Raw genomic sequence first — 25196 nt, forward strand, 5'->3', positions numbered from 1 at the left:
ATCAAGCTCCTTTGCTGGCTTTGGCATGAAGGGCCTTGCGGGCCCGCTTGAACCCGGCATCGCCTGCGAGAAACATTTCCAGCATGGCGGGAGCCAGGGTCTCGGGTTTTTCTTTAGCCCCATAGGTGTCGGCATAGATCGCCGCGTAATCCTCGAGGGCCAAAGCAAGATCGGGGTCGACAGAGAGCGTGAGTTTGACCGGTGTGCGGTCTGGTAGCTGGGCGATACGAAGCACCATTAGCGTCCTCCGTCAGAATAGGGTTTCAGAACAAGGTCGCGCGTGACGATCACGCGGACCGGCCAGCCCGGCCGGATACGCAGTGTCGGCTGGATGCCGAGATTGCGATCAACGACGCGCGAGCCCGCTTCGGAGACACTATCCCCGAACCCGCGCCGGATGGCCCGCTCAATGTCGTCATCATCTGAGCCAAGCTCCGACCCGATACCCAAAAGGGTCGCAAGACCCGCTGCGGCGAACACGCGGCTCCAATGATGATCTGTTCGGTCGGCGAGACCCGCAAAGCCCTGTTTGTCGGCCGAGGGTTCCGAAATCTGAACAGAACCACCATCCGGGAAGATGATCCTGTCCCAGACCAGTAGCGCACGTTGCTGACCGAACGAGACTTCCGACTGGTAACGTCCGATGAGCCGAGCCCCCTGCGGGATCAGCAGATATCGCCCACTCACCGTGTCATAGACCGGCTGGGTAACCTGGCCAACCACAGTGCCTGGCAAGTCGGAGTTCAGCCCTGTGACCAGCGAGGCCGGGATGAGTGTGCCGGCCATGACCTGATAGGGCGAGACAGGCGTCTCGAGATCACGCGGGTTGTACATCGAGCCCTCTCGCTCCTCGTCGGCGAACGCGATCTTGCGGGCTTGAAGGTTCTCATCGCTGTCGAAACCTGTCGGCAAGCCGCCTGCGCCCTGGCCCGCGAGTGCCAGCAGTTCAGAGCCGAGCGAGGCTGGAAGTTCGGCAGACGGCAAGGATGCGGGCTCGATGCTCGTGCCCGCGCCTATATCGAAGAACACGGAGGATTTTCCTGCCGCGTCGGCAAGCTTGGCCGCGACAAGGCGTTCAGCGCGCAAGGCTTCATCTTCGAGCGAGGGCCGAAAATCCTCCGTGGGGGCCACATTCCAGTCCGGATCCAGGCCCCATTCTTTCTCTTCCGACACCATGGTGCCGCCAAGATCGCCGGCGAGCGGCGCCCCAAGCCGGGGCGTGTCCGGCGAAGGCGTCCAGGTCGCGTAGGAGGAGGGAAGGTCTGCCAGCCCATCCGGCGCGCGCTTAGTCGAGGTGTTGTAGAGTTCCTGACGATCTGCCGGATCAACAGCTTTCGGCGGATCGAGCGCAATCGAGGCGGCGGCGAAGAGACCCATTACGCCAAGCCCAGCGCCGATCATCAGGACTTTCCGGTTGATGCGGGTGACGGGGCGGGGGCGTGCCCGTAGTTTCAACGCATCCGCCTGCTTCGGGAAAGGGGCTGGCTCGCTCATCCCTTGCTCCCGAACAGACTTGCCAAACCGGAACGTGGTTCGCGTTTGCGGATCCGGACGACGGTCTGGGATTTCTCACCAAGGCGAAGCTCAGCGGCCCGGAAGAGATGATCGACAATGTAGTAATTGCCCTTGAGGCGATAATTGACGAGTTCGGCCTCGCCAGAAGCGCCAAGGACAAAGAGGGGCGGGGCCTCCATAGTCGACAACCCTTCCGGCATCTGGATGAAAACCTGCCGCCCATCATCAAACACGCGGACGGGTCGCCAGTCTGGACGGTCACCATCGATCAGGTAATCAAAGTCCAGCCGGTCGAGTGCAACACCCGGCATGATTGATGTCTCTTCCCGCGCGAGCGCTGCGCTGTTGCGAGAGATGAGTTGCGAGAGCTCGTCGGCCGGATAACGCCAAGACAACGCCGCCATATAGGTGCCGTCACCGCTCTCCAGTTCCAGATGATAGGTCCGCCGGTCTGTCGCAATCATGAGATTGGTCGAGAGGCCGGCGCCGATCGGTTTGACCAGAACATGTGCGCGTGCTGTTCCGCCTGAACCGGAGGATGTATCTCCCACAATCCAGCGCACCGTATCGCCAGCCGAGACAGAGACCAGCGTCTCGCCGGGCTGCAGCGCAATGTCGGAGACCTGTCCCGGCGCGGCATACAATCTGTACAGCGCCCCTTCTGTATAGGGATAGACCTGAATGGCATTTACATAGCCGTCCACGGACGGTTCGATCCGGGCTTCTGAAGTGCCCTTGCGGATCGTCTCGGAGGGCGAGGTATAGACACGGGTTACCGTGCGCTTGACCCCGTCGACCGGTTTCATCTGGCCGGGAAGCGGCAAAGGTGTTGGTGTTTCGACGATCTCGACAGGACGGGGCTCTGCGTCCTCGACCTGCGCGGCAGCGACAAACAGTTCCGGCTCGATCGGCGCGGCCTCCGGAACGCTGGCGCAGGCGGTGGTAAGGGCCAGTGTGGATACCAGTGTGAGAGTGCGGATCATGGGTTGTCTCCTGTGATAAGGTCTTCGCCCCAATTGAGGCTGTGGATGTAGAGGCCGAGCGGGTTGGCGCGGAGCGTCGGCGCATCGCGCGGCGGGGAGTGGATCAGGGTGAAGAGGCCGGTGAACCGTTTGACGCCGGTCAGCGCGCCATTCTCGTAGGTCTTCTCAAGCCAGCGCGCCTGGAAGGACTCGTCCGAGACGCGGACGACACTTACGACATCGACACTGCGCGAGCGACGTCCGATCTCGGCGAAGGGGTCATTGTCGCGGGCATAATCGCTGAGCGTGATGGCGGCCTTGTCGGTCACATAGTCATAGGCCGCCAACCAGTTCTGCCGGACAATGACCGGATCGATGGAAAGACTGCGGACATCGGAGATGAAGTTGGCGAGGTGATGGGCGACCTGTGCATCGGTCGGGTCGTAATTGGCGAGGGCGGGGCCAACCGCTTTGACCGCGCCGGTATCGTCCACTTCCACGACATACGGCGTCACCGTCGATTGCAGGCTGCGCCAGACCAGCGCGGCAGACGAAGCGGCCAGAAGTCCGAGCAGACCGAGCGCCATGAGCCGCCAGTTCTTCGCCTGGACCCGGGCTGAGCCTATCCGGTCATCCCAGACCTGGCCGGCCTTCTGGTAGGGCGTTTCGGGATGCGGGCTTTGCCCGTAATGGGTGGAAGTTCGCCTGAACATGGGATCAGTCCTCGTCTCTTTGAAGTTTCGGGTTCTCGCCAGCCATGCCGCGGTCGCCATCTTTCAGAGCGTGCACAGTGATCGCGCCGGCATGCTGCAGGCGTTGTTCTGTGCGCAGGCGCCGGGCCCAGGCCGGGCTTGAACCGCTGATTCCGGCATCGCTGACGCCTGTAGATGCTGTGCTCCCGCCGGTTGCCGCAAAGGCGGCTTCACTGCCGCGCCTGTAAGCATTTCGGGCGCCTTGCAAGGGCCGTCCGGCCATGCGCCGCATGGCGTCCGAGCCAGCCTGCGCCATACCTGTGGCTCCAGCGAGATGCCCGCGCCAGCCGGTGGCGCCGGAACCAAGCCGTCCAAGGTCATACGAGGTGCGAGCCGCGCCCGACATTGAGGCCCCGGCCTTGACCGCTGCCGACGCCCCGCCAATTGCGGCGCGTCCAGCAGCGACTGTGCCTGTGCCTGCGAGGATCGCGCCCGCACCCACAGCGGCTGTTGTGCCGACGACCGAACCGGCGCCAAGCTGCGGCGCCCCGGTGACAAGGCCTGACGCAATTCCCGGCGCGAACACACCCATCCAGAGAAAGACGATGGCGGCAAGCACGGTGCCCATCACTTGCGCCAGAGTCGTATCGCCCGGCCCGGTGAAAGCATCCGTGATCGAAGCAAAGAGCGTTGAGCCGATCCCGACGACGATAGCGAGCACCATCAGCTTGATGCCCGAGGTGACGACATTGCCGAGCACGCGTTCAGCGAGGAAGCTGGTCTTGTTCCAGAGCGCGAACGGGATCAGTACGAACCCGGCCAGCGTCGTCAGCTTGAATTCCAGGATCGCCACGAAGAGCTGAACCGCGAGCACGAAGAAGGCGACGAGGATGATCGCCCAGGCCAGGAACATGACAGCGATCAGGATAAAATTGTGAAAGAAGCTGATTGGACCAAGCATGTCGCCGATTTCGGCCAGCAAGGGTTCTGCCGCCTCGAACCCGACCCCGGCAATATAGCCCGGTCGCATAAGGTCGCCTGCCGTCAGCGTGCTGGAGCCCGCCTTCACACCGAGGCTCGCGAAGCTCTCGAACACGATGTTGGCGAGCAGGGTGAAGTTGCCGATGATGAAGGCGAAGAAGCCGACATAGAGCACCTTCTTGAGGAGGCCCGACATGACGTCGGCATTCTGCGACAGCGCCCAGAAGAGACCGGCGAGCGTGATGTCTATGACTATCAGTGTGGTTGTCAGGTAAGCGACATCGCCGGCAAGGAGGCCGAAGCCTGAATCGATATAGGCAATGAAGGTTTCGAGGAACCGGTCGATGACGCCCATCTCTTCCATGACGGGTCAGTCTCCGAGGAAGGATTTAAGGCGGGCCCGGCCGCGTTCGGCCTCTTCAAGCTCACGTGCCCGGTCGAAGGCTATGGCCCGGTAATGGGCGGCCATCAGCGCCTCCATCTGGATCAGCTGCTCAGCCGAGAGCGCGCCGATCTGGTTGCCGGCCTGCAGGGCCTGGAGGTTGCCAATCGCGGTCTGGCTTTCATCCACGAGACCAGTGAGCGCCTCGGAATCCTCGGCATTGTTACGCACGGTCTCAGCGACCATGAGGAGCGTGTGCTTGTGGGCACTACGCGACTGGCGCCAGCGGGCGCGCGCATCCTCTACAAGTACATCGGACTGAGGCGGCGTATCGCCATAGGTTTCGGGATAGAGGTCCTCATACTCGTCCTCGACCTCTTCCACGCCGTACCCGATGCCTTCAGCATCGCGCATGAGTTCGCTGATGCGCCGAATACGGTCGGCAATGATGGCGCGGGCAACTTCGACAGGCAGGGTTTCCAAATCCCGCGCCATTTTCTCGATCATGTCGATCTCATGGGTGAGCTGGCGAACCTGGTTATCGATTTCCTGAAGCGCTCGCACGGCCTGCAGGATGTTCTGGGCGTGGTTGGCCGGGTCGTAGACAGCAAGCTGCGCCGAGGCGGGCGGGGCCATCAGGCCAGACAGCGGAATGGCAACAAGCGCGACGGAAGACAGAAGGGCTTTCATTTGGGGGCTCCTATTCAGCAGCGATTTGTGGGAGGGGTGCGCTCGGCTGCTCGGCCAGCAGATCGGCGGCCCAGCCAAGCTGTTTCAGCTCCAGCCAGCTCCGGGCGAAGCCCGCTTCCGCGTCGGCCTCAAGACACTGATCCATGAGCTTCTGGTCGGCAGGGGAGGCGGCGCCGCAGAAGGCAAGCGCGACTTCGCCGAGGCCCAGCTCGAAGAGTCGGCAGCCAAGCGGCGAGGTATAGTAATAGTCCCGCTTCGGGATGGCCTTGGCGAGAATGTCGATCTGGCGGTCGTTCAACCCGAAGCGGCGATAGATCGCCTGGGCAGTCGGTTCGAGTGCCCGCTCATTCGGCAGGAAGATCCGCGTCGGGCAGGATTCGATCAGGGCCGGGGCAATGGAGGCGCCTTCAATGTCGGCCAGCGACTGGGTTGCGAACACGACGGCCACATTCTTCTTGCGCAGCGTCTTCAGCCAGTCGCGCAGCCGCGCCGCAAACACCGGATGATCCAAGAACAGCCAGGCCTCATCGAGGATAAGCAGGGTTGGGCGGCCATCGAACCGGTCTTCCACGCGGTGGAAGAGATAAGTAATGACCGGCGCGACCGCAGACGGCGTCTGCATCAGCTCGTCCATCTCGAAACAGGCTACAGATGACAAGTCGAGCGCTTCAGCATCGCTGTCGAGCAGGTGCCCATGGGCGCCTTCCAGCGTGTAGGGATGGAGCGCCGCTTTCAACGTATCGGATTGCAGGATCAGGCTGAGCCCTGTCAGCGTCCGTTCGGCAACAGGCGCTGAAGCCAGTGACTGCACCGCGTCCCACAAGACGGACTTCAGGTCCGGCGTGACCGTCACGCCTTCGGCTTCGATCAGGCCGAGCAGCCAGTCTGCGGCAAAGCTCGCGCCGCGCTCGGTATCGATGTCTTTCAGGGGTTGCAGCGCCGGACGCTCATCGCCCGCGAGCGGCAACCAGGTGCCGCCCATGGCGAGCGTCACCGCCCGCGCCGAACGGCCCTTGTCGAAGATGAAGGCCTGCGCGTCCTCGTATCGTTGCCATTGCGCCGCGAGGAGCGACAGGAGCACCGACTTGCCGGAGCCTGTCGGGCCGATGATCAGTGTATGGCCGACATCGCCGACATGCAGGTTGAGCCGGAACGGCGTGGTGACTTCGGTCTGGGCCTCTATAAGCGCGCGATCTGCGAGGTGATCGTTCCACGCATCACCTGCCCAGACTGAAGAGATCGGCACGAGGTGAGCGAGGTTCAGTGTATGGAGGATCGGCTGGCGCACATTGGCGTAGACATGGCCCGGCAGCGAGCCGAGCCAGGCTTCGACGGCGTTCAATGTCTCGCGGATCGTCGTGAACCCGCGCCCATTGATCACCCGCTCGACGGCGCGGGTGCGTTCCTCGACTTCCTCGCGGGAGGCGCCCATCAGTGTCAGCGTGGTCGTGACATATCCGTAGGAGACGAGGTCCGAACCGAGCTCCTGCAGGGCCGCATCGGCGTCCAGTGCCTTGTTGTCGGCATCATTGTCGAGAAGCGCGGCCTGTTCGTTGAACAGCGTCTCCCGAAGGACCGCGCCAACGGATTTGCGTTTGGCAAACCAGTGCCGGCGCTTCTTCGCAAGAAGCTTCTCTGCTTCGGCCTTGTCCAGCGCGATGTAGCGCGTCGTCCAGCGATAGGAAAAGCCTAGGCGGTTGAGTTCATCCAGCATGCCGGGCAGGGTCGAGGCCGGAAAGCCGAGCAGGGTAAACGTCGCAAGGTGTGCCTCGCCAATCCGCGGCTCCAGTCCGCCCGCGAAGCTTTCATCGGCGAGCACCGCATCGAGAAAAACTGGCAGTTCCGGAACCGACACGTTGTGCCGTTTCGACGATATACAGGCATGGAGATAGGTGAGCGTCTCTTCTTCCGAGAGCGGATGGATCTCATCCAGGGCCGTCGCAAGAAGATCGAGCGTCTGCGCGGCGCGTGTCTGGAAATGTTCGAGCCGCTGGCGCCAGTCCTCGCCGTCACGTTTCTCCGGCCGCTCGATCAGGGCCTTCTCAGCACGGCCCGTCGCATCGGCGGGCGGAAGCCAGAGCAAGGTCAGATAATAGAAACTCTCGAACCGGGCACCGGTCTCCTCGGCGGCAGCGCGCCGTTCCTGCTCGATCAGCCAGGCCGCCGCACAGTCAAAAGTACTCTCTTCAAGCGCAATAGCTTCCGCCCGCACCGCTTCGAAGAAAAGCGCCCAGCCGGACCCGAACCGGCGGAGCACATTGTTGACCCGTGCGGTGACTGCAACGAGTTCGGCTTCCGTCGAGCTTTCAAGGTCGGGGCCACGATAGCGGAAGCTTGTCTGGAAGGCGCCGTCCTTGTTGAGGACGACGCCCGGCGCGACGAGGCACGCCCAGGGGAGGTAGTCTGAGAGGTGTGCCGGTTTCGCCGCGTATTCGGAAAGGTTCAGCATGAAAGATGTTCCTTGTGACGGGCAGACCGGATTGCGACGGCGAGAAAATCCGGATCGGACCGGGCCATGAGGACGGCTAGCGAGTGTCCCGCCACCCAGACCACAAGCCCCGGTATCCAGAGCCGGAGGCCGAGGGCCAAAGCGGCTGACAGCGTCCCGATGGCGATGGCGGCCGAACGTGGCGCGCCGGCCATCAGGATGGGTTCGGCGAGCGAGCGGTGGAGGGGGATCTCGTAGCCATCGAGCATCAGAGCACCGCGCCGCCGCCGAAGCTGAAGAAGGTCAGGAAGAACGATGTGGCCGCAAAGGCGATCGACAAGCCGAACACGATCTGGATCAGTTTGCGGAATCCGCCAGAGGTCTCGCCGAATGCGAGCGTCAGCCCGGTCAGCGTGATGATGATCACCGCGACAATCCGGGCGACAGGGCCTTCGATCGATTGCAGGATCTGGTCGAGCGGGCCTTCCCAGGGCATGCCGGTGCCTGCGGCATGCGCCGGCAAGGCGAGCAGGCCGACCGATGCAATTAGCGCTGCTGCCTGAACGCTGCGATTGAGCGCCTTGATCTGGTGATAGTGCATGGAATCTCTCCTCAATTGACGATGCTGATGAAGGGGGCGGCGAGCGGCTCGGTGCGATAATCCGCGCCGTCAAAGCCTGTAATGCGTAGGGCCTGCTCGACGCGCCGCGACCCACTGGCGCGGGACATGAACACGATTACATCAACCGCCTCGCCGATCAGGGCGTAGGGCAGGGCGCTGGTTGCTTCTTCGACCAGCTGTTCAAGCCGGGTGATCCCGCCTAGCGCCGAGTTCGCATGAAGCGTGGTGATCCCGCCCGGATGGCCGGTATTCCAGGCCTTGAGAAGGTCGAGCGCTTCGCCGCCGCGCACTTCGCCGACGATGATCCGGTCGGGCCGGAGCCGCATGGTCGAGCGGACAAGGTCGCGCAAGGTGATGCCTGAGCGATGCGTGCGAAGCTGTGTGACATCATCGGCTGTGCAACGGAGTTCGCGGGTGTCCTCCAGGATGACAATCCGGTCGTCTGCCAGAGCGGGCTCAGACAGGAGCGCATTGGTGAAGGTCGTCTTGCCCGACGAGGTTCCGCCCGCGACAACAATGTTAAGCCGGTCTTCCAGCGCCTGCCTGAGCGCGACACACAGCGCCGGCGTCAGCGCACCGGTCTCGACATAGGTATCGAGCGCGATAGGCTGACCTGCCGGTTTGCGGATGGCAAAGCAGGGCGCTTCCGAGACGGGCGGCAGGATGCCTTCGAACCGTTCGCCGGAGCCTGGCAGTTCGGCCGACACAATGGGTGAGGCCCGGTCGCAGGCCTCACCGACGGAGGAAGCGACCAGCCGGATGATCCGCTCGCGCTCGGCGCGGCCTAGAGTCTCCGCAGCCCGCTGCAGACCAAAGCCTGCCTTCTCGACCCAGACCGATCCGTCGGGATTGGCGAGGATCTCGATCGTGTCAGGTGCTGCCAGTGCGGCGCCAACCGGCCCGTCAAAGGCCGTGCGGAGCATCGCCGTTCGGCGGGTCTCGGTTTCGCTGGGCTGGGGCGGGGTAGACATGACAGCGTGTGGTCCTCATCAGTGATGGAACCAACATCAGGTCACTATACGCCGCTGCACAGTTGGGGCCGGAGGACACAAAAGGCGCCACCGGGAAGTCCGAGGACGCAGAGGGGCAATTCACAGGAAATCGCGCCGCAGGGATTGATATCAGACCGGAAGGAGAAAAAAGAACAACGCACGAACAACGAGGAGAAGCCCATGGGTCGCTACATATCCGTTCTCATGGCCGAAAAGGGTGCGCGGGACTTCCCGCATCATGTCGAACTGCCGATCCCGCCCTTCGGCCTCGGCAAGCGCCTCGACATCATCGCCGCCTGGCTCAACACAAATATCGGTCCCGACTGGCGCTCACACAGCCATTTTGAGAGGGGCTAACACATGGCCCGCTATATGTTCAGGTCAGAAGAAGATGCCGCAGAGTTCGAAACGGCGATACAGAGCGAGAGGATCTGATTATTTTAGATTGAAATCTGGTGGTTGAATAATTGCGCTCCTGATGTGCTAATGCACTTTTTGCATTGCCGCTATCAGAGGATTCGAAATGGAGGCGAGCCAGGCCCGCAGAACCCAATCAGATTCCAGCGCGGACCAGCTCGCCACGATCGCGTCGACGATCGAAAAGTTGCGATTGAAGCTCCTCGATTTGTCGCTTCGCAATCCGCTGTTGAACTTCAAATTCACCAAACGGACGCTTCGACTGATCGACGAACTCCCTGATCAGGTCTTTTCGTCCCTGATCGACGGAAGAAGCTTTTCTTTCCTCCCTCTTCCCGAGCCAACTCAGGCAGAAGTCGAAGAGTGGGAAGCGGCCACGAAGCCTCCCGAAGAGTTCATGCTAACGAGTGAAGAGCTGAACGAAGATGCATCAGATGTCAGCGCAGCGAAGCGGCGTGATATACCGAAAAGGGATTGGGCGAAGCACAAAGGAATTATTCCGGAATTCGACCTTCCTTCTGATCCGGGGGAAGGGAGTAGAAGGTCAGTCCATCGAGACCAGAAACTTCAGACACTGGAATGGTACGACTCCTTGGAGTCAGCCGTCAGGAAGCTCGCGCAGGACGCAAGATCCGCGATCAATGAAACCGGCTCGAACATGCTATTCTTGGGATTTGGTTTCCTTGAGTGGCGAGAGACTGCGGAAAGTAAGACCCAACTCGCGCCGCTGTTACTGTTGCCAGCGGAGCTCGTTCGCCCTGAAGTCCGACGAGGGCCAAGAGCATATAAGCTACAAGCAAATGGCGACGATGTTCAGATCAATCTCGCACTCCGTCAGAAACTTGAAGCGGACTTCGGAATCTCTCTTCCCGAGTATGAGGATGGAACCGGACTCGAGGAGTATTTTGACGCCGTCAAGGAAGCGATCGGAGAAAACCGTGATTGGGTGGTTCGGCGTCAGATATTCTTGAGCCTCATTTCGCAATTAGGGCGACTGCTGCTTTACAACGACCTCGATCCTTCAAATTGGCCTGGTCGCGGGATTTTCGTGAAGAACGAACTCGTTAGATCCCTGCTTGGTGCAATGTCGGAAGACGCAATTCCGACCGGAGCGATAAGTTACGAAGTCTCCGAAGAAACCATTTCACAGGAAATGGAATTCCCACTCATCGACCGCGCTGATAGTTCTCAGCTCGAAGCGATCCGTCTGGTTCTTGAAGGAAAGAACCTGGTCGTGCAGGGCCCTCCAGGGACCGGCAAATCACAAACAATTACAAACTTGATTGCCGCGCTGGTCAGCAAGGGCAAGTCCGTTTTGTTTGTTGCCGAGAAACTGGCAGCCTTGCAGGTCGTGGAGCGACGACTATCGGGACTTGGTTTTGACCCGTACTGTCTCGAACTCCACAGTCACAAGACGCAAAAGAAAGCACTTCTGGAAGCGCTCCGTACACGTTTTGAATCGCACCAGCCGCGAGTGAGAAGTGATCTGTCGAAGCTCAAGGAAAAGGCAGCGAACGTCCGACAAAGCTTGAACGACTATGTTGCAGCAGTAAGCGCGAACACATCGGCCGGAAGCTCTGTTGCAGATCTGCTGCTTGGTGCCGGGCGGCACACTTTGACAATCGGTGAAACCGCCAGAACGGTGGACCGATTGCGTTTGCCTGAACTCGTGTCGAAGGGGCTCAGCTCGTTGAGGGGCACGCCGATTGATATCGAAGCACGAGAGGATTTGCTGACGGATCTGGCCAAGACTGCGAAGGAGGTGTCCTCCGACGAGCCGATCAGCGCCAGCCCTTGGTATGGAGCGAGCAACCTCAGCCTTCTGGAAAGCGACAGGCCCATAATTGAAGGCCAATTGAATGCATTTGCCACGGCACTCAAAGAATTTGACGGGCTCTTGGCTCAGTTAGACTCTGACTACGGATTGAGCCTGAAAGGGGTCAGTCCGGAACGCGTTCTAAATATGTGGGAATCGACCAAGATCGTTGCCACGTCGAGAGCGCGAATAGTGGGTGCCACGAAAGATTTCGACGAACTCGCTGAACACCTCTCGCTTCGTGTCAGTCCTTCGTGGAAGATGCTGCGCCGCATCGTGGATCTCTGCGAAGTTGCAAAGACGGCGCCGATGGCCTGGCTAAATTACAGCAAGCCCGAAATGGATGAGCCGGATGCAGATGTCCAGCTGGCAAGACTTCGATCGGAAGCTGAGGAGTTAAACGCAGGATTCGATGCCATCGAGGAGCATCTCCTTCGTTCGCGAACGTCCCATCTCGGTGACGCTGAACTCCTCTTGCACAGTTCAAACCTTGCTACAATTTCCCCGATTGCGCGCTTCTTTTCGAAGTCCTGGAAGGAAGCCAAGTCCGCCATCGTATCTCTTGGGGGAAACTTTTCGTCGGAGAAGCCGGATGTATGGGCACTTCGCTTAGCCGATCTGGCAGGCCTGCTGCAACGGAGGGAGGCCCTAGCAACAGACAAGGCCGGAAGGCGCCTATTCGACCAGCTCTTCGATGGCATGGATACTGAGTTTGCCGTTCTCGACGAAATCGTCAGCTGGAGACGCCGTGCAAGAAAGGCGCTTTCAGGAGATGCGGAAGCAGACAGGCTCGCAGACTGGCTTCTTTCACAAGACTTCCGTTCGATAGAACGTGTCGCCAGCATAGATCTGAATTCGCCCAAGGAGGAGCTTCAATGGGCAATGGATCTCGGCGGCAGCTCCGTTATGGAAAGCTATCAATCTGACTTCTGGACCGGATTGGTGTACGCCTTCGCTCCTGATGAATTTCGACCGCTATTGACGGCCGAAGGAGGCGGTACGCCTGAGGCTGCGATTGAGATAATTCAAAAGACAGGAGAGGCTGCAAACGCATTAGTTCGTGCGCGACTCTCTGTTGACATAACCCTCGGGCGGAACACCGACGCAGACTGGCTTTCATTAGAAGATGAGCTGGCGAGGGTGCACCGCCAACTAAATCGCCTGAATCATCTGCCAACCTGGATTCGCTATGCTCGGTATCGGAAGGCAGCTCTGGATGCCGCAACAGCACCTCTCATACGAGCTGCTGAAGAAGGCTATCCGCTCTTTGAAGATCTCGCGGGTGTTTGGCGATACTGCGCCTATCGCAGCTCGGCTCAAACGGTATTCAAGGCCTCTCCGCCGCTGCATGAAAAGAACGGAAGCGAAAGGGACCAGGAGCGAAAGATCTTTCGTGCGCTTGACGAGAACATTATGGAGGCGAGGCGGTCAGAAATCGCAGCCAAGGCACATAGCAGGCGACCACCTCCGGGTAGATCGTCGGCGCGGGTTGGCGATCTTACGGAAATGGCTCTGCTGTCGCATCAGTGGGGGCTCCAGCGGCCTCGGATGTCCATCCGCAATTTGATGGACAGGTCCGGAAATGCAATTCAGGCTCTGAAGCCGTGTTTCATGATGGGCCCTCTTTCAGTTGCTCAATACCTAAAACCCGGCGGCCTTCAGTTTGACGTTGTCATAATGGATGAAGCGTCGCAGATGCGCCCCGAGGATGCCTTATCTGCGGTGGCGAGAGGAAAGCAGTTGGTTGTCGTTGGGGATGACAAGCAATTGCCGCCCACGAATTTCTTCAACAAGATCGGTCTGGAGGGCGACGGAACCGAAGACTACGACGAGGAAGTTGTAGGCGAGAAGGAAGAGAGTATCCTCTCTCTCGCTGCGTCCAAGTTCGATAGCCGCATGCTTCGATGGCATTATCGGTCGCGGCATGAGAGCCTCATCGCGTTCTCAAACTCGTGGTTCTACGACAACAAACTGATCGTCTATCCCACGCCAAACAATACAGGTGATCGTTTGGGAATAGACTTCAATTATGTACCCACGGGCAGGTTCGACCGCGGCGTAAATGATGAAGAAGCGCGCACAGTAGCGAAGGCTGCGATCCAACACATGCGAGCCCGCCCCGAGCAATCTTTGATCGTCGTTGCGATGAATTCAGCCCAGCGCGACCGGATCAGACAGTACATCGACGAGCAGACCCGGAACGACGTTTCCATTGTCAGAGCTGAAGAGGATTCCAGCAGGGGAGAGCCATTCGACGTAAAGAACTTGGAGAATGTGCAGGGTGATGAGCGCGATGTGGTGTTGTTGTCCATGACCTACGGGCCGAGTCCTGAGACCGGGAAGGTCTATCAGCGCTTCGGCCCGATCAATCTCGAACACGGCCATCGCAGACTAAACGTCCTTTTCAGCAGGGCACGAGAACGCATGATTGTCTTCTCTTCGATGAAGGCATCCGAGGTGCTTGTGGGTGAAAGCTCAAAACTTGGCGTCAGGGCATTGAGCGGCTTCCTCGAATATTCGGAAACCGGTATCCTGCCTGGCAGGGTCGTGCCCGTGGGAAGTGGTCGGGAACCTGATAGTGATTTTGAGATAGCGGTCGCAGAAGCGTTACGTCGAAAGGGCTATGAGGTCGTCGCGCAGCTAGGTGTAGATGGATTCTTCCTGGATCTGGCAGTGAAAGATCCTGAGGCACCACAGACTTATTTGATTGGCATTGAATGTGACGGAGCGAGCTATCATTCGAGTAAATCGGCTCGTGACCGGGATAGACTGCGGCAGGATATTCTTGAGGGCCTAGGCTGGCGAATTGAGCGCATCTGGTCGACCGATTGGTTCCAAGAGCCCGGCCGGGAGCTCTCTCGGATAATCGATGCGATTGAGGATGAAAAAGCCCGTAGGATTGCTCAAAGACAAAGACCGATTTCGCCTGAGCGCCGGTCACCTCTATCTTTGGAAGAAGACATCTCCATTCAGTATGGTGCGGAGCAAGAAGAAGATTCGGAGTATCTCGACCCAGACGATACGGTGCTCGAAGAGGCGCCAGCTCAGGATCGGCGAATGTCGCGAAGTGAAGCCCGAGACGTTTTGATACGGCTGCGCGAGGACACGATTAAGCCAAGTATGCCCGAAGTTCCGCCTGAACGCGGTTTGCTGCGAAAAGTCATGGTTGAGACGCTTTTGGAAAACTTGCCCCAAGACGAAACTGAGTTCCGTGACATGATCCCGTTGAAGCTAAGGGAAGGTACCGACTCGGAACAGTTTTCGACGTTTGCTAAAATTGTCTTTCGTATTCTTCGGCAAGTAAGCGCCTAGGGCATTCAGCTCAGCACTTCGAAGAGGCTCGCAATCCTAATTCCAGATATGTGGATTGGAGCGGTCAACAACGCGCTTAGTCAGAGCTTGCAATTCCGCCCGCGCTCGCGCTGCATCTGCTGGCGTCTCAAACGGGTTCTTACTTGGCCGCTGTCTCAGCCATTCGAAAATGAATTCGATCAAGAGGTCCGTCTGGAACGCTGTTCCGGTCTCCAGCTTCTCGATCTGGTCTTCAACGCGTTCCAGCCGCTGGATGATCGCCGCATCGGGCCTGTCCTCAGGCGGTGTAAACAACAGGGTCAGAGCTTCGTCGATTAGCGTGCCGACGTGGACATCATGCTCAGCAGAGAACTGCTTCACCTTGCGATGGTTCGTTTCGGAGACGCGTATATGAAGCCTTGGATTGCGCGCCATGTTCTAAAGCTCCCGTCCGCCATTTTCCTGGACTTGAAGGTAGTAGCGGGCGATCTGGTCCTGTATGCCGCCGCGCTGCTGCGGCCCGCGCTCCTCCTCACTCGCAACATCCTGCGAGATATCTTCCTCATCGCCGATGTCGGCGCCGACCGATCGCGCCAGCCCGCCTGACTCCCCGTCCGAAGGCGACACACCAGATTGGTGATAGCCGCACAGCCGAGACGTATCCGCACCGGCAGCAGCAATCGGCAGCGCGCCAACACGATCCGTGAAATTGCGATCTTCATAGTAGCGGAGCTTCTTCGCCCGGATCGGGGGATGACTCGCCAGAAAGATTAGCGCATCAACGGCTGGCATCTGCATCACTTCGCCGGGTGTCAGGAGCGGTCGCTGGGTTTCCTGTTGCGAAACCATGACATGACTGAGCCAGGGCGCGAGCCGGTGCCCGGTATAGTTCTTCTGGTTTCGCTGCTCCGTCGTGGTGCCCAGCATGTCGGAGATGCGCTTGGCCGTGCGCTCATCATTGGTCGCAAACGCGATCCGGACATGGCAATTGTCGAGGATTGAATTGTTCTGCCCATATGCCTTCTCGACCTGGTTCAGAGACTGAGCAATCAGGAAGGCGCGGATCCCATAGCCCGCCATGAAGGCGAGCGAGCTCTCGAAGAAGTCGAGCCGTCCGAGCGCCGGAAACTCATCCAGCATAAGCAGCGTCTGCCGGCGATCTTGCCCATCGGGCAACTCTTCACAAAGCCGCCGTGCAATCTGATTGAGGATCAACCGCATCAAGGGCTTGGTTCGCGAGAGATCAGAGGGCGGAACAACCAAGTACAATGACGCAGGTTTCCCACTCCGAAAAAGATCCTCAATCTGCCAATCCGAACCGGATGTCGCCCGCTGAACGATTGGGTCGCGGTAGAGTCCCAGAAATGAAACCGCCGTCGACACGACCGACGACTTTTCATTCTCGGACTTGTTCAAAAGCTCACGCGCTGCTTCCGCCACAACCGGATGCGTCATTGGCCGGTCGCGGCTTCCGAGATGGTTCGCTTCAAGCATTCGCTCCAGCGTGTCATCGATCGGCCGGGTCGGATCAGAGAGCAGCGTCGCCACGCCCGCAAGCGACTTGTCGTCCTCGGCGTGAAGAACATGCAGGATGGCGCCAACAAGCAGTGAATGCGCCGTCTTGTCCCAATGGCTACGTCGCTCCAGGGAGCCGTCCGGATCGACGAGTATGTCCGCAATATTCTGCGCGTCGCGAACCTCATGTGCCCCGAGCCGCACTTCAAGCAATGGGTTGAACCGCGAACTCGACAAATCCGTCGGATCGAAACGGACACAGCGAGAGAAGCTCGATCGCCAATTCGATGTCAGTGCCCAGTTCTCTCCTTTGATGTCATGAATGATCGCATTGCCGGTCCAGGAAAGAAGGGTAGGGATCACCAACCCCACACCCTTGCCTGACCGTGTCGGCGCAAAGGCCATGACATGCTCGGCGCCAGCGTGCCGAAGATAGCGCCCTTTGAATCGCCCCAGCACCACACCTGACGTACCAAGCAGACCAGATCGCCGAACGTCCCGCACCAAAGACCAGCGCGCAGAGCCATAGGTCGTCGCATTCTTCTCACGTCTTGCCCGCCAGAGCGACGCGATGATCGCCATCACAATCCCGGCGATGCCGCCCAGCGAGGCAATCAAACCTGAACGCGCAAACACGTCTGGCGCGTAAGCATCATAGGCATACCACCACTGGAACAGTCGCCAGGGCTTGTAGATAGGCTGACCCGCAAGCTCGAACCATGGACCACCCAAACGTGGCTGATGATCCAGAACACCCGCCACCCATTGCGTCGCCACCCACACCGAACAGGTGATCAGCAAAAGCGTCAAAATAAACTGACCGAGAAGAAATTTTGTGGGGGTAATGGTTTGTTTCCTCCGCCACTGCGAGGCGCAATAATGCCATGCCGGCTTGGAAATGCGAGGGGACTTCTGGGGAGTTCTAAGTGGTCAGTTGTGACACTCTAATCGCAGAAGCTGTCGTCAGCGGGGATGGCCGATTCTTCTTAGAAGCAGACACAATGAGATTACAAGTTGCCCCTAAAACTGCACGATAAATGGGTCTTTGACCGTTCAAACAACCTGCACTTTAATGTTCGAAAGCGGCGAATCGCCTCTCGGCTATCCGCATAGCCGAGGTTCAAAAGCACCTCGTTGAGCATCTCTGAGCGAGATCAATCTGTCAAAGCGAAGCGTGAAGTGAATTCTCTTCCAAAGAAATACTGCGAGTATAAAAAGCCAAATGCAATTACTTCGTTTGACCTCATTCCAATACAATATGAATCCGGCGAGTAGAGCGTAATGCGGTCAAAGATGTTGGCGAAGGACTCGGCCAAATGAGAATTGAAAGCGTCGGCATTAAAAACTTTCGCGCGTTCAAAGACTGCACGATCCATTTTGACGACTATACCTGCTTGGTCGGGGCCAATGGCGTTGGTAAGTCCACAGTTTTGGCCGCGCTGAACGTCTTTTTCGGCTATCAGGATGGAAACGCGACCGACGTCAGGAATCTGGTAGATGAAGACTTCTTTCAAAAGGACACGTCCGAACCGATCGAAATCAAGGTCACGTTTGGCGATCTTTCCGACGAAGCCCGGGAAGATTTTAAGCACTATGTGCGCGGCAATAAGCTGATCGTTACAGCGCGTGCTGAATTCTCGGAAAGCGGCGCCGGCATTCGGCAGTACGGATCGCGTATGGGGATCGGAAAGTTCAGGCCGTTCTTCGAAGCCCAAAGCGCGAAAGACAAGAAAGCGGTTTATGAAGACCTCCAAGGCTCATTCACCGAACTGCCGAAATGGTCGAGCGCGGCGGCCGGGCAGGAAGCGCTGAACAGTTTTGAACAAAGCCATCCCGACCTCTGCGAAGAACTGGAGAGCGAGTCGCAATTCTACGGCTTTTCCAAAGGCGCTAATCTTCTGGAGAAACACATTCAATGGGTCTACGTGCCCGCCGTGAAGGACGCGGCGACCGAGGAATTGGAGAGCAAGAACACCGCCTTCTCCAAGCTGCTTGATCGAGCGGTCCGGTCCAAAGTCGATTTCGGCGATCAGATTGAGGATTTACGAAATTCGACTTTGGCCCAGTATCAAAAACTGATCGAAGCGGAGAATGGCGCTCTGAGCGAGCTGTCCTCGTCCCTGCAAGAACGCCTGCAAGACTGGGGCAATCCGCGCGCCACGGTCTCAATCGCCTGGTATCAGGATCCTGCAAAGTTCAAAATCGAAGAGCCGGCCGCACGCCTGAAAACGGGCGAGCAAGGCTTCGAAGGCAGCTTGGCGCGCATCGGTCATGGCCTGCAGCGCTCTTATCTTATCAGCCTCTTGCAGGAGCTGGCGACGCTCGGAGACAAAAACATTTCAACGCTCGTCCTGGGGATTGAGGAGCCTGAACTTTATCAGCATCCGCCTCAGGCGAAACACCTCGCCCATGTCCTACAGCAGCTCTCGGATGGCAACGCACAGGTCTTGGCGGCGACGCATAGCCCATACTTCGTCTCTGGTCGTGGCTTCGAAAACGTCCGGGCGATCCGACGAAACGCGGCTGACCAAGCCTACAGCTGCGCCGCCGTCTACCAGCAACTGGCGGATCGCGAAGCGGAGATAGTGGGAAAGGCCCCGCAGCCTCCCAAGGGTCTGCGGGCGCGTCTCGAGACAACGTTACAACCAGCGCTGAGCGAGATGCTTTTCACAGACAAGCTTGTCCTCGTTGAAGGCATCGAAGATCAGGTCATCCTCACAACGTGGATTTATGCAACCGGGCTCGAAAAGGAGTTTCGCCGACGCGGCGTTTCGATCGTGCCGGTCAATGGGAAGTCGGACCTACTGCGGTGCTGCCTGCTAGCAGAGGCAATGGAAATCCCTACTTTCCTGATGTTCGATGGGGACAGCAACTGCAAGGAAGGCGCTCGCGAAGACCATAAGGCCTTAAACAACGCCCTGTTCAAATGGGCGGGCGAAGACGGACTATCTGATTTTCCCGATACTGATTTCGTTGGGTCGAAAATGGCCGTTTGGCACAACGATATCCAGGGATCGATTTTCTCTGACGTTGCTGATGCGGAATTGGAGTCTGCAAAAACAGAGGCGCGCGCACTCTGTGGCGGTGTCGCCAAGCTGAACAAGAACTCGTTGTTCCTGTACGAGCTCATGTGCGTCGCAGGAGACCGAGGCTGGACACTCGGCAAGCTGAACGCAGTCACATCGAGACTATGCGACGACTCCTGGTAAGGCTGCGATAGAGTGCTGGGCGTTACTCGGCAGCCAACGCTTCACCGGCGGCCTTCGCATTCAATCTGTGGACCTTGCAGCGATCAGGCGCGACGGTGCGGGCCATATCAACCAGATGCTCATGATGCGTGAGGTAAATTACCTGACCGGACTCCGCCATGCTGGACAACAGGATGAGCGTTTCCTTCGCACGTTGATTATCGAACGCTTCGAGGATATCGTCTGCTATGAACGGCAGCGGCGTCTGAGACTTCGCATATTCGGCGTGGCCAGCGATACGAAGGGCCAGGTAGAGCTGCGCACGCGTGCCCGTGGAGAGCTTGTCTGCTGACAGCGTCGTATTGTCATCGCGTTCAGCCACCAATGTCTCCCTGTCCTCCGCAGTCACTGTGACCAGTCTCGGATAGCGCCCACGGGTAATCTTTGAAAACGCCTCACTGGCGGCCTTCAACATGGCGCCCCTGTGCTGATCCCTGAAAAGCCGAACCGCTTCGTCCACGATCAAAGCGCCTGCTTTCAAGCTGATATAGTGACGCGCGCCTTGTTCGATCTCTGCAAGAAGCGTCGCCCTCTCCTGCTGAAGTCGCGCAGCCGACTCATTATCGTCGACACCGTCCTGCGCCCGCTCGGCGGCTTTCCACTCCGAATAAAGCTCCCGCACGCGGGTCTCTTCAATCTCAATTTGTGTCTGATCGCCTTTTAGCTCCGCTTCTGCCGTGGCCAGCGCGTCCATCGAGTCCAGCAGCGGCGCTAGCATCTGCGACCATTCGGTTTCGGAATCGGTGGCGAGGAGATTGGACAATCGTCGGCGGCGCTCGCCAATCTCGTCAGCAAGCGTTCTCGCTGCGGTCGCCAAATTGAGTGTCTCGATACAGTGCGCGATGTCTGCCGCTTTCGACCGCTCGCAAAGCGCAACTGCCTCTTTGTCAAGCGCGGCGAGTTTGCGAACCGTCTCCTCCAATTCTTCCTTGTTCTCATCGACCTGCTCGGAAAGCTTCAGCCTCTGTGCAGTCTTTGCGTCCAGGGCTTTTGCTTCAGATTTCAGTGTATCGAGCAAATCAAACGCAGGCGCGTTCCTATCTCCAATCCCGGTATCTGAGGAAAGCTGGACGAGGGCGTCCGCGAAATTTGTTTCACTCGTTTCCATCAGCGCAACACGGCGCGCTAATTTATTTCTTTCATCCAGAATGCTGGAAAGACTGGCGAGATCGTCCAGCCTCGCCTTGATCGCGGCCGGAAGACCTTGCGCAAACGAGAATGCGTTGAGTGTACGGTCCCACTCCTTTTCCCATTCATCAGAAGACGTCTTTGCCTTTTCAACCGCTTCGGCGCGCCGAACTTGCTGTCTCGCCAACGTGTCATGTTCGGCCTTCGCAATCCTGTACGCTTCGGCGCTCTTGCGCAGATCATCCAGTGTTCTAAGGGCCGCAGCCAGAACCGTTTCGTCGGCGCTTGAATGTTCCACACCAACGGAGTTCAGTGCTTTTCTGAGTGCGGAAGCGGCGGTCTTGAAGCGCTTTTGCTTTTTCTCGAACGCGGCGCAACGGTCCTGATAAGTCGTCAATGCCTGTTGTGCGTCTTCCCACGCTGCGCGCCACGCCATAAAAGCCGAGGCGCTGATCGACTCTGGCAGACCCGTAGTTTCGGCGAGTCGCGCAAGCTCGTCGTCCAAGACCGTCAGTCGATCAGTCGCTTCTTCAATCGCTTTATCGACGGCCTCGCGTTCAGCGATCGCGCCTTTTTGCTTGAGCCGGCGTTCTTTGATTTGTCCGATCTGCGAAGCGTGCGCCATGCGCTTTGCTACGGCGACATCGTTTTTGCCCATGGCGGTTTCAAAAGCGGTCGCGCTGACTTGAATCTCATTGACGACACCCTGCTCAATGACGCGGCGATGATCGGACCAAAGACTGTCCCGCGCCTTCAACAGCTTGGCAGCCGCATCGTCTGAAACGATTTCCGGATCGGTCTCTATTTCATCAAGTTGCGCAGTGTCGCTTTCGATACTCCGGTTGAGATTCCGGCGCTCAGACTCAAATCGTTCAAGATCAGCCCTCAGTTCATCATGCCGGCCTTGGACATCATCGAGATCGGAAGCGGACGGAGGCGTCAGTCCCTCTAAGTCTTCAGGCGTACCACTCCAGGGCGCCAGACCCACCAGCGCGCGATCGAGATTTCTCTTAGAGGCCTCAATGTCTGTTTCCAATTCCTCAAGTCTGGCTGCGTCGAGGTCGGACCGATAAGAAGTGATCGCGTCATCCAAAGAGGCGGTATCCACGGGTTCGGTCAGCGCAGAGAGTTCATCCTTGGCAACGGTGAGATCAGATGCCGCCTTCTCCTGCTCGGCGAGGGCCCGTTCATGCTCTTCAGAGAGTTTTTCACCCCTCTCAGCAAGCGCCCTGATGTTGGCGGCGTCCGTTTTCGAAACGAGCAGTGCTTCGGGCTTCGCATCTTTTTGCTCACCAAGCCGTGTAAGATAGCCGGCGACGTCCCGATCAAGCGATTTCAAGTCGTCACGCCGGCTCGGCAAATCGAGCGCCGCTGCGCGAGCGCGTGTCTCAAGATCTTCGGCGATCGAAGCTTCAAGCCCGCTTGTCAGTTTCTCCTGATGAGGCGGCTGCTTCAAATCATCAAGCTCATCCTTTGAACGTTTTAGGCGCGCCTCCAGTGCCTCTTTGGCATCGGTCAACGCCTTCAGCTCGGCTTTTAACTGGCGTGCGCGCTCAAGCGCTGCATCATCGGCTGGCGGAAGAGGACCCAACGCCTCCAAGCGGTCTTTACGCTCCTGAAGATCGCGCCATGGTTCAATCGCTTGCAGAACCGCTTTGTCTTTCTCATACGCAGCGCGGCGTTGTTTTTGTTCGTCGGCGGCCGCTTCGTAGGCACTTTTCGCTTCTCCGACGTTCTGCTTCATGCGCCGATATTCCGGCGCATGAACGTCGAGGGTTTTCAGCTCCCCATCAATGTCCTTGAGCCGCTTCAGCGATTGGGCCAGCTCAGTAGACGTCGCTCTCGGCTTGAAGAACCCTTTTGCCTGCTCGCGGGCGCGCTCCAATGTCGAAGTGACGGAGGAAAGTCCCGAGGCGCCTGCGAACAGCAGAGCCCCAAGATCGCCTTTCGCCTGCAGAATATCCGCCCCGCCGTTCAAGAGGGACTGCAAGTCGAGCGAGAACAGGTTGATGAAGTCCGTCTCGGCGAGGCCCAGCATCTCCCGCTTTAGACTGTCTTCTGACAAAACGGCGCTTTCGGGCGAGCGTAGCGAGTCTCTGTTCGCCTTGACCCGAACGGCTGAAAGCGGACCGGCGCTCGTGTCGAGCTCGGCTCCAATTTGAAGCGCTTTGTAGTCATGGATAAAGTCGTACTCTGTGCGGGCGGGAATGCCGTACAGAAAACTTGTGATGGCGTCGCGAAGAGTAGACTTCCCGGCTTCATTGTCGCCATAGACGATGTGAAAATCAGGCGCGCCACTGACGCCGCCGAAGTCGATCGACTCGTTTGTAAAACAGCCAAACCGCGTCAGATGGAGAGCGCTAAAGCGCATGTCTCAGCTTTCTCCCTCTATTTGCGCCAGCAGATCTGAAACACCCTCTTCGGAAAGGTCTTGGATCAGACCTTCATTTTCTGCAGGATCGAACCGCGCGCGAAGTTCGCCTGGCAGTTTCTGAATCAATTGCTGTACATCGTCTCCAATCCGCAACGCGATCTGAGCAAGGTCGATTTGACCGCCTCGAACGATGGCTGAGAGTTCAGAAACCCGGTTGTCCTTCACCACTTGCGAAACGGCGGTGTCAAAAACGACCTGTTCCAAATGAACGCGCCCGACCCGTGACGCGGCGGACCGTAGCTCTTCTTCCAGCCTTTCACGGTCGTGACGCATTTTGCGCGCGAACTCTCCGGCCCCGGTACAGGTCAACCGCACAATGACGTCTTGGTCGGCAATCGGACCGTCGCGCAATGAATTGAAGGCGTCCTCGGTAAGCCCAATAAGCTCCGGCCAATCTCCAATTTGAGACACATCAAGCGACTGCCGCTCGAAACGAACAGGCGCGACGTATTTTTCTTCGACTGTACAGTCTCCAGTTTCCGTAATCGTCGTCAGGCTTATCGATTTTACGCCGTCCTCGTTCATGTGCCTGCCTTGAGGAATACCGGGCATAACGATGGTGCAGTCGTCATGCGTGGTCACGCTGCGCTTGTGGATGTGACCAAGCGCCCAGTAAGCATACCCGTGGGCCGCGAGATTCGTGGTGGAGCACGGCGCATACACGTCATGGTTCGGCGATCCATCCAGGCTGGTGTGCATCGCCCCGATATCAATGACGCCGGGTGTCCCCGGCTGATACCGGGAAAGCAGCGAATTCGGCGCGTGCGGCTCCTCAAAGCTCACGCCGTGAACCGCGACCGCGCCGTCTTTCAGAACGACCGGCTCATCTGTTTTCTTGAAAACATGCACGCCCTCTGGGAGGGTCAATTCGCGTGTGATGATGGATTCCGCGTCGTGATTGCCCCGAATTATAAACGCAGGAATTCCGGCCTCCGTGAGCCGGCGCATTTCCTCACCGAAGTAGCGCGCCGTCTTCATGCTTCGCAGTGAGCCGTCATACAGATCTCCCGCGACGATAAATGCATCGACCTGCTCGGTAAGGCATAAGTCGACGGCCCGGCGGAAAGCTGTCCGAGTCGCCACGCCAACCATCTCCGCCAGATCGGGGTCGCGTAGAGCCAACGACTTCAGAGGCGAGTCGAGATGAACGTCAGCTGTGTGTACGAAGCGAAACATCTAGTCTGGTCCAGAATCGAAAGCCAACGGTCTTACTTTTTGCTGCCAGATGACTGACTGCCTCCGCCACCTCCTGATGGCGGCTTGGTTTCATTGGTGGTCTGACCTGGGCCTTGATAGCCGCCATTGACCTTATGGGGTTGTGGCGGCGGTGCTGTGTAACCCTTCTTTTCAAAGTGTGGTGCCGGACGTGGTTTCTTCGTCATTGCTTTCTCCTGCATTGAAAAACTCGATGGTCTTAATGTCCTTTCCGCAGAGCAAGATGGCGCGTTTTGGTTCAAACCGCTCCCACGGGCCTTGTTCCTTTGCGTCCCATACCTCTGGGATGTACAAGTCGCGTTCCCCGCTTGTCGAAGACGCAAAAGCGGCCGGAGACCATGGCCCTGCAAAGCGGTCCCCATTCTCCAGAGTCGCTATAACAAACACTCCGCTACGTTGCAGGGGAAACGCCCAGTCCCAGGCAGTCGGAATATGATGAATCGGCGGCAATTTCAGCAAACGCGAAATTCTGTCCAGCCACCGTCTCGACCGACACACCGCCAGGATGACGCCTAGGATAGCTGGTAGTACAGCGTATTCAGCAACCTGCGCCCAAAGAACAGGCACGCTTAGGACCTCGCCCGCGTGGCGAACAATAGGGGCGATGGCTGCGAAGTATGCAGTAGAGGCGACGGCGTAGCTAAAGAGCCTCTGCTGCAGACTGTCTCTTGGCCCGACTTTGTGAGCCTCCTGAACCATAAGGATAATGAAGCCCGGTGCCAGCAGAGCGAGCATATCCTTGACGGCGTTCACGTCTGAGAAATTCAATGCACCTCCTTTACAGAAGCCTCAAGTCGGGTGCTGGGCAAATCGCCCGCTTATACTCACGGCGCATAGTGCCAGCTTAAATTGAAGCGCCTAGCGCTGC

The 25196-nt window shown here is 58.4% G+C and carries 18 protein-coding genes; 3 read left to right on the top strand and 15 right to left on the bottom strand.

The genetic code is table 11. The features are described 5' to 3' along the window. Nucleotide 1: 1 nt before the first annotated feature. The 10 genes from O4G74_RS13995 to trbB are packed head-to-tail and all read right to left on the bottom strand — an operon-like array spanning nucleotide 2 to nucleotide 9243. A complete protein-coding gene (locus tag O4G74_RS13995) occupies nucleotides 2–238 on the bottom strand; it encodes a DUF2274 domain-containing protein (protein WP_084333211.1) in 237 nt (78 codons plus the stop codon). Beyond that, nucleotides 238–1494 (bottom strand): TrbI/VirB10 family protein, encoded by a 1257-nt coding sequence (locus O4G74_RS14000; RefSeq protein WP_034813659.1) that lies wholly within the window; start codon nucleotides 1492–1494, stop codon nucleotides 238–240. The genes O4G74_RS13995 and O4G74_RS14000 overlap by 1 nt, the downstream gene beginning before the upstream one ends. Beyond that, nucleotides 1491–2498, bottom strand: a complete 1008-nt coding sequence (trbG, locus tag O4G74_RS14005) for a P-type conjugative transfer protein TrbG (protein ID WP_034813645.1) — start codon at nucleotides 2496–2498, stop codon at nucleotides 1491–1493. The genes O4G74_RS14000 and trbG overlap by 4 nt, the downstream gene beginning before the upstream one ends. Continuing rightward, nucleotides 2495–3190 carry a conjugal transfer protein TrbF gene (gene trbF / locus O4G74_RS14010; protein WP_034813643.1) on the bottom strand — a complete coding sequence of 232 codons (696 nt, stop codon included), beginning with the start codon at nucleotides 3188–3190 and terminating at the stop codon, nucleotides 2495–2497. Before trbF ends, trbG begins: the two co-directional genes overlap by 4 nt. Nucleotides 3191–3194: 4 nt before the next feature. Further along, nucleotides 3195–4514, bottom strand: coding sequence for a P-type conjugative transfer protein TrbL (gene trbL, locus O4G74_RS14015; RefSeq protein WP_034813640.1), 1320 nt, complete (start codon nucleotides 4512–4514; stop codon nucleotides 3195–3197). 6 nt (nucleotides 4515–4520) lie between these two features. Next, entirely contained in the window at nucleotides 4521–5222 is a 702-nt protein-coding gene (gene trbJ, locus O4G74_RS14020) for a P-type conjugative transfer protein TrbJ (protein WP_034813637.1), read from the bottom strand. Nucleotides 5223–5232: 10 nt separating this feature from the next. After that, entirely contained in the window at nucleotides 5233–7671 is a 2439-nt protein-coding gene (gene trbE, locus O4G74_RS14025; protein ID WP_269403208.1) for a conjugal transfer protein TrbE, read from the bottom strand. Next, a complete protein-coding gene (locus tag O4G74_RS14030; RefSeq protein WP_034798589.1) occupies nucleotides 7665–7919 on the bottom strand; it encodes a VirB3 family type IV secretion system protein in 255 nt (84 codons plus the stop codon). Before O4G74_RS14030 ends, trbE begins: the two co-directional genes overlap by 7 nt. Continuing rightward, nucleotides 7919–8251: a TrbC/VirB2 family protein gene (locus O4G74_RS14035; RefSeq protein WP_034798591.1), complete on the bottom strand. Its 333-nt coding sequence runs from the start codon at nucleotides 8249–8251 to the stop codon at nucleotides 7919–7921. The genes O4G74_RS14030 and O4G74_RS14035 overlap by 1 nt, the downstream gene beginning before the upstream one ends. An 11-nt stretch (nucleotides 8252–8262) precedes the next feature. After that, nucleotides 8263–9243 carry a P-type conjugative transfer ATPase TrbB gene (gene trbB, locus O4G74_RS14040; protein ID WP_034813633.1) on the bottom strand — a complete coding sequence of 327 codons (981 nt, stop codon included), beginning with the start codon at nucleotides 9241–9243 and terminating at the stop codon, nucleotides 8263–8265. A 201-nt stretch (nucleotides 9244–9444) separates the two neighbouring features. Here trbB and O4G74_RS14045 point away from each other — a divergent pair, with 201 nt between their 5' ends. After that, nucleotides 9445–9621, top strand: a complete 177-nt coding sequence (locus tag O4G74_RS14045) for a hypothetical protein (protein ID WP_156947845.1) — start codon at nucleotides 9445–9447, stop codon at nucleotides 9619–9621. Between the two features lie 166 nt (nucleotides 9622–9787). Beyond that, nucleotides 9788–14809, top strand: coding sequence for a DUF4011 domain-containing protein (locus O4G74_RS14050; protein ID WP_269403209.1), 5022 nt, complete (start codon nucleotides 9788–9790; stop codon nucleotides 14807–14809). Between the two features lie 36 nt (nucleotides 14810–14845). Here the strand turns inward: O4G74_RS14050 and O4G74_RS14055 are convergent, their stop codons facing one another. Both O4G74_RS14055 and traG read right to left on the bottom strand, forming a co-directional pair. After that, nucleotides 14846–15223, bottom strand: coding sequence for a hypothetical protein (locus tag O4G74_RS14055; RefSeq protein WP_034813626.1), 378 nt, complete (start codon nucleotides 15221–15223; stop codon nucleotides 14846–14848). Nucleotides 15224–15226: 3 nt separating this feature from the next. Then, nucleotides 15227–17149, bottom strand: coding sequence for an IncP-type conjugal transfer protein TraG (traG, locus tag O4G74_RS14060; RefSeq protein ID WP_084333209.1), 1923 nt, complete (start codon nucleotides 17147–17149; stop codon nucleotides 15227–15229). 470 nt (nucleotides 17150–17619) lie between these two features. On the opposite strand from traG, the gene O4G74_RS14065 reads away from it, so the two are divergent. Further along, nucleotides 17620–19512 carry an ATP-dependent nuclease gene (locus O4G74_RS14065; RefSeq protein WP_051607693.1) on the top strand — a complete coding sequence of 631 codons (1893 nt, stop codon included), beginning with the start codon at nucleotides 17620–17622 and terminating at the stop codon, nucleotides 19510–19512. A gap of 22 nt (nucleotides 19513–19534) precedes the next feature. Here O4G74_RS14065 and O4G74_RS14070 read toward each other — a convergent pair whose 3' ends face one another. The 3 genes from O4G74_RS14070 to O4G74_RS14080 form a co-directional block, all read right to left on the bottom strand. Then, nucleotides 19535–23050, bottom strand: a complete 3516-nt coding sequence (locus tag O4G74_RS14070; protein WP_034813625.1) for an AAA family ATPase — start codon at nucleotides 23048–23050, stop codon at nucleotides 19535–19537. Between the two features lie 3 nt (nucleotides 23051–23053). Then, complete coding sequence (locus tag O4G74_RS14075; protein ID WP_034813624.1) at nucleotides 23054–24289, bottom strand: metallophosphoesterase family protein; 1236 nt, start codon at nucleotides 24287–24289, stop codon at nucleotides 23054–23056. 171 nt (nucleotides 24290–24460) lie between these two features. Further along, nucleotides 24461–25096, bottom strand: a complete 636-nt coding sequence (locus O4G74_RS14080) for a DUF6338 family protein (protein WP_034813623.1) — start codon at nucleotides 25094–25096, stop codon at nucleotides 24461–24463. Nucleotides 25097–25196: the final 100 nt, after the last annotated feature.

The sequence above is a fragment of the Henriciella marina genome (genome assembly GCF_027213945.1).
In the GTDB taxonomy this organism is placed as follows: Bacteria; Pseudomonadota; Alphaproteobacteria; order Caulobacterales; family Hyphomonadaceae; genus Henriciella; species Henriciella marina_A.

Bases quoted from the DNA above. Each gene is read 5' to 3' on its own strand.
- O4G74_RS13995 (WP_084333211.1), bottom strand. From the start codon at position 238: ATGGTGCTTCGTATCGCCCAGCTACCAGACCGCACACCGGTCAAACTC.
- O4G74_RS14000 (WP_034813659.1), bottom strand. From the start codon at position 1,494: ATGAGCGAGCCAGCCCCTTTCCCGAAGCAGGCGGATGCGTTGAAACTA.
- trbG (WP_034813645.1), bottom strand. From the start codon at position 2,498: ATGATCCGCACTCTCACACTGGTATCCACACTGGCCCTTACCACCGCC.
- trbF (WP_034813643.1), bottom strand. From the start codon at position 3,190: ATGTTCAGGCGAACTTCCACCCATTACGGGCAAAGCCCGCATCCCGAA.
- trbL (WP_034813640.1), bottom strand. From the start codon at position 4,514: ATGGAAGAGATGGGCGTCATCGACCGGTTCCTCGAAACCTTCATTGCC.
- trbJ (WP_034813637.1), bottom strand. From the start codon at position 5,222: ATGAAAGCCCTTCTGTCTTCCGTCGCGCTTGTTGCCATTCCGCTGTCT.
- trbE (WP_269403208.1), bottom strand. From the start codon at position 7,671: ATGCTGAACCTTTCCGAATACGCGGCGAAACCGGCACACCTCTCAGAC.
- O4G74_RS14030 (WP_034798589.1), bottom strand. From the start codon at position 7,919: ATGCTCGATGGCTACGAGATCCCCCTCCACCGCTCGCTCGCCGAACCC.
- O4G74_RS14035 (WP_034798591.1), bottom strand. From the start codon at position 8,251: ATGCACTATCACCAGATCAAGGCGCTCAATCGCAGCGTTCAGGCAGCA.
- trbB (WP_034813633.1), bottom strand. From the start codon at position 9,243: ATGTCTACCCCGCCCCAGCCCAGCGAAACCGAGACCCGCCGAACGGCG.
- O4G74_RS14045 (WP_156947845.1), top strand. From the start codon at position 9,445: ATGGGTCGCTACATATCCGTTCTCATGGCCGAAAAGGGTGCGCGGGAC.
- O4G74_RS14050 (WP_269403209.1), top strand. From the start codon at position 9,788: ATGGAGGCGAGCCAGGCCCGCAGAACCCAATCAGATTCCAGCGCGGAC.
- O4G74_RS14055 (WP_034813626.1), bottom strand. From the start codon at position 15,223: ATGGCGCGCAATCCAAGGCTTCATATACGCGTCTCCGAAACGAACCAT.
- O4G74_RS14065 (WP_051607693.1), top strand. From the start codon at position 17,620: ATGAGAATTGAAAGCGTCGGCATTAAAAACTTTCGCGCGTTCAAAGAC.
- O4G74_RS14070 (WP_034813625.1), bottom strand. From the start codon at position 23,050: ATGCGCTTTAGCGCTCTCCATCTGACGCGGTTTGGCTGTTTTACAAAC.
- O4G74_RS14075 (WP_034813624.1), bottom strand. From the start codon at position 24,289: ATGTTTCGCTTCGTACACACAGCTGACGTTCATCTCGACTCGCCTCTG.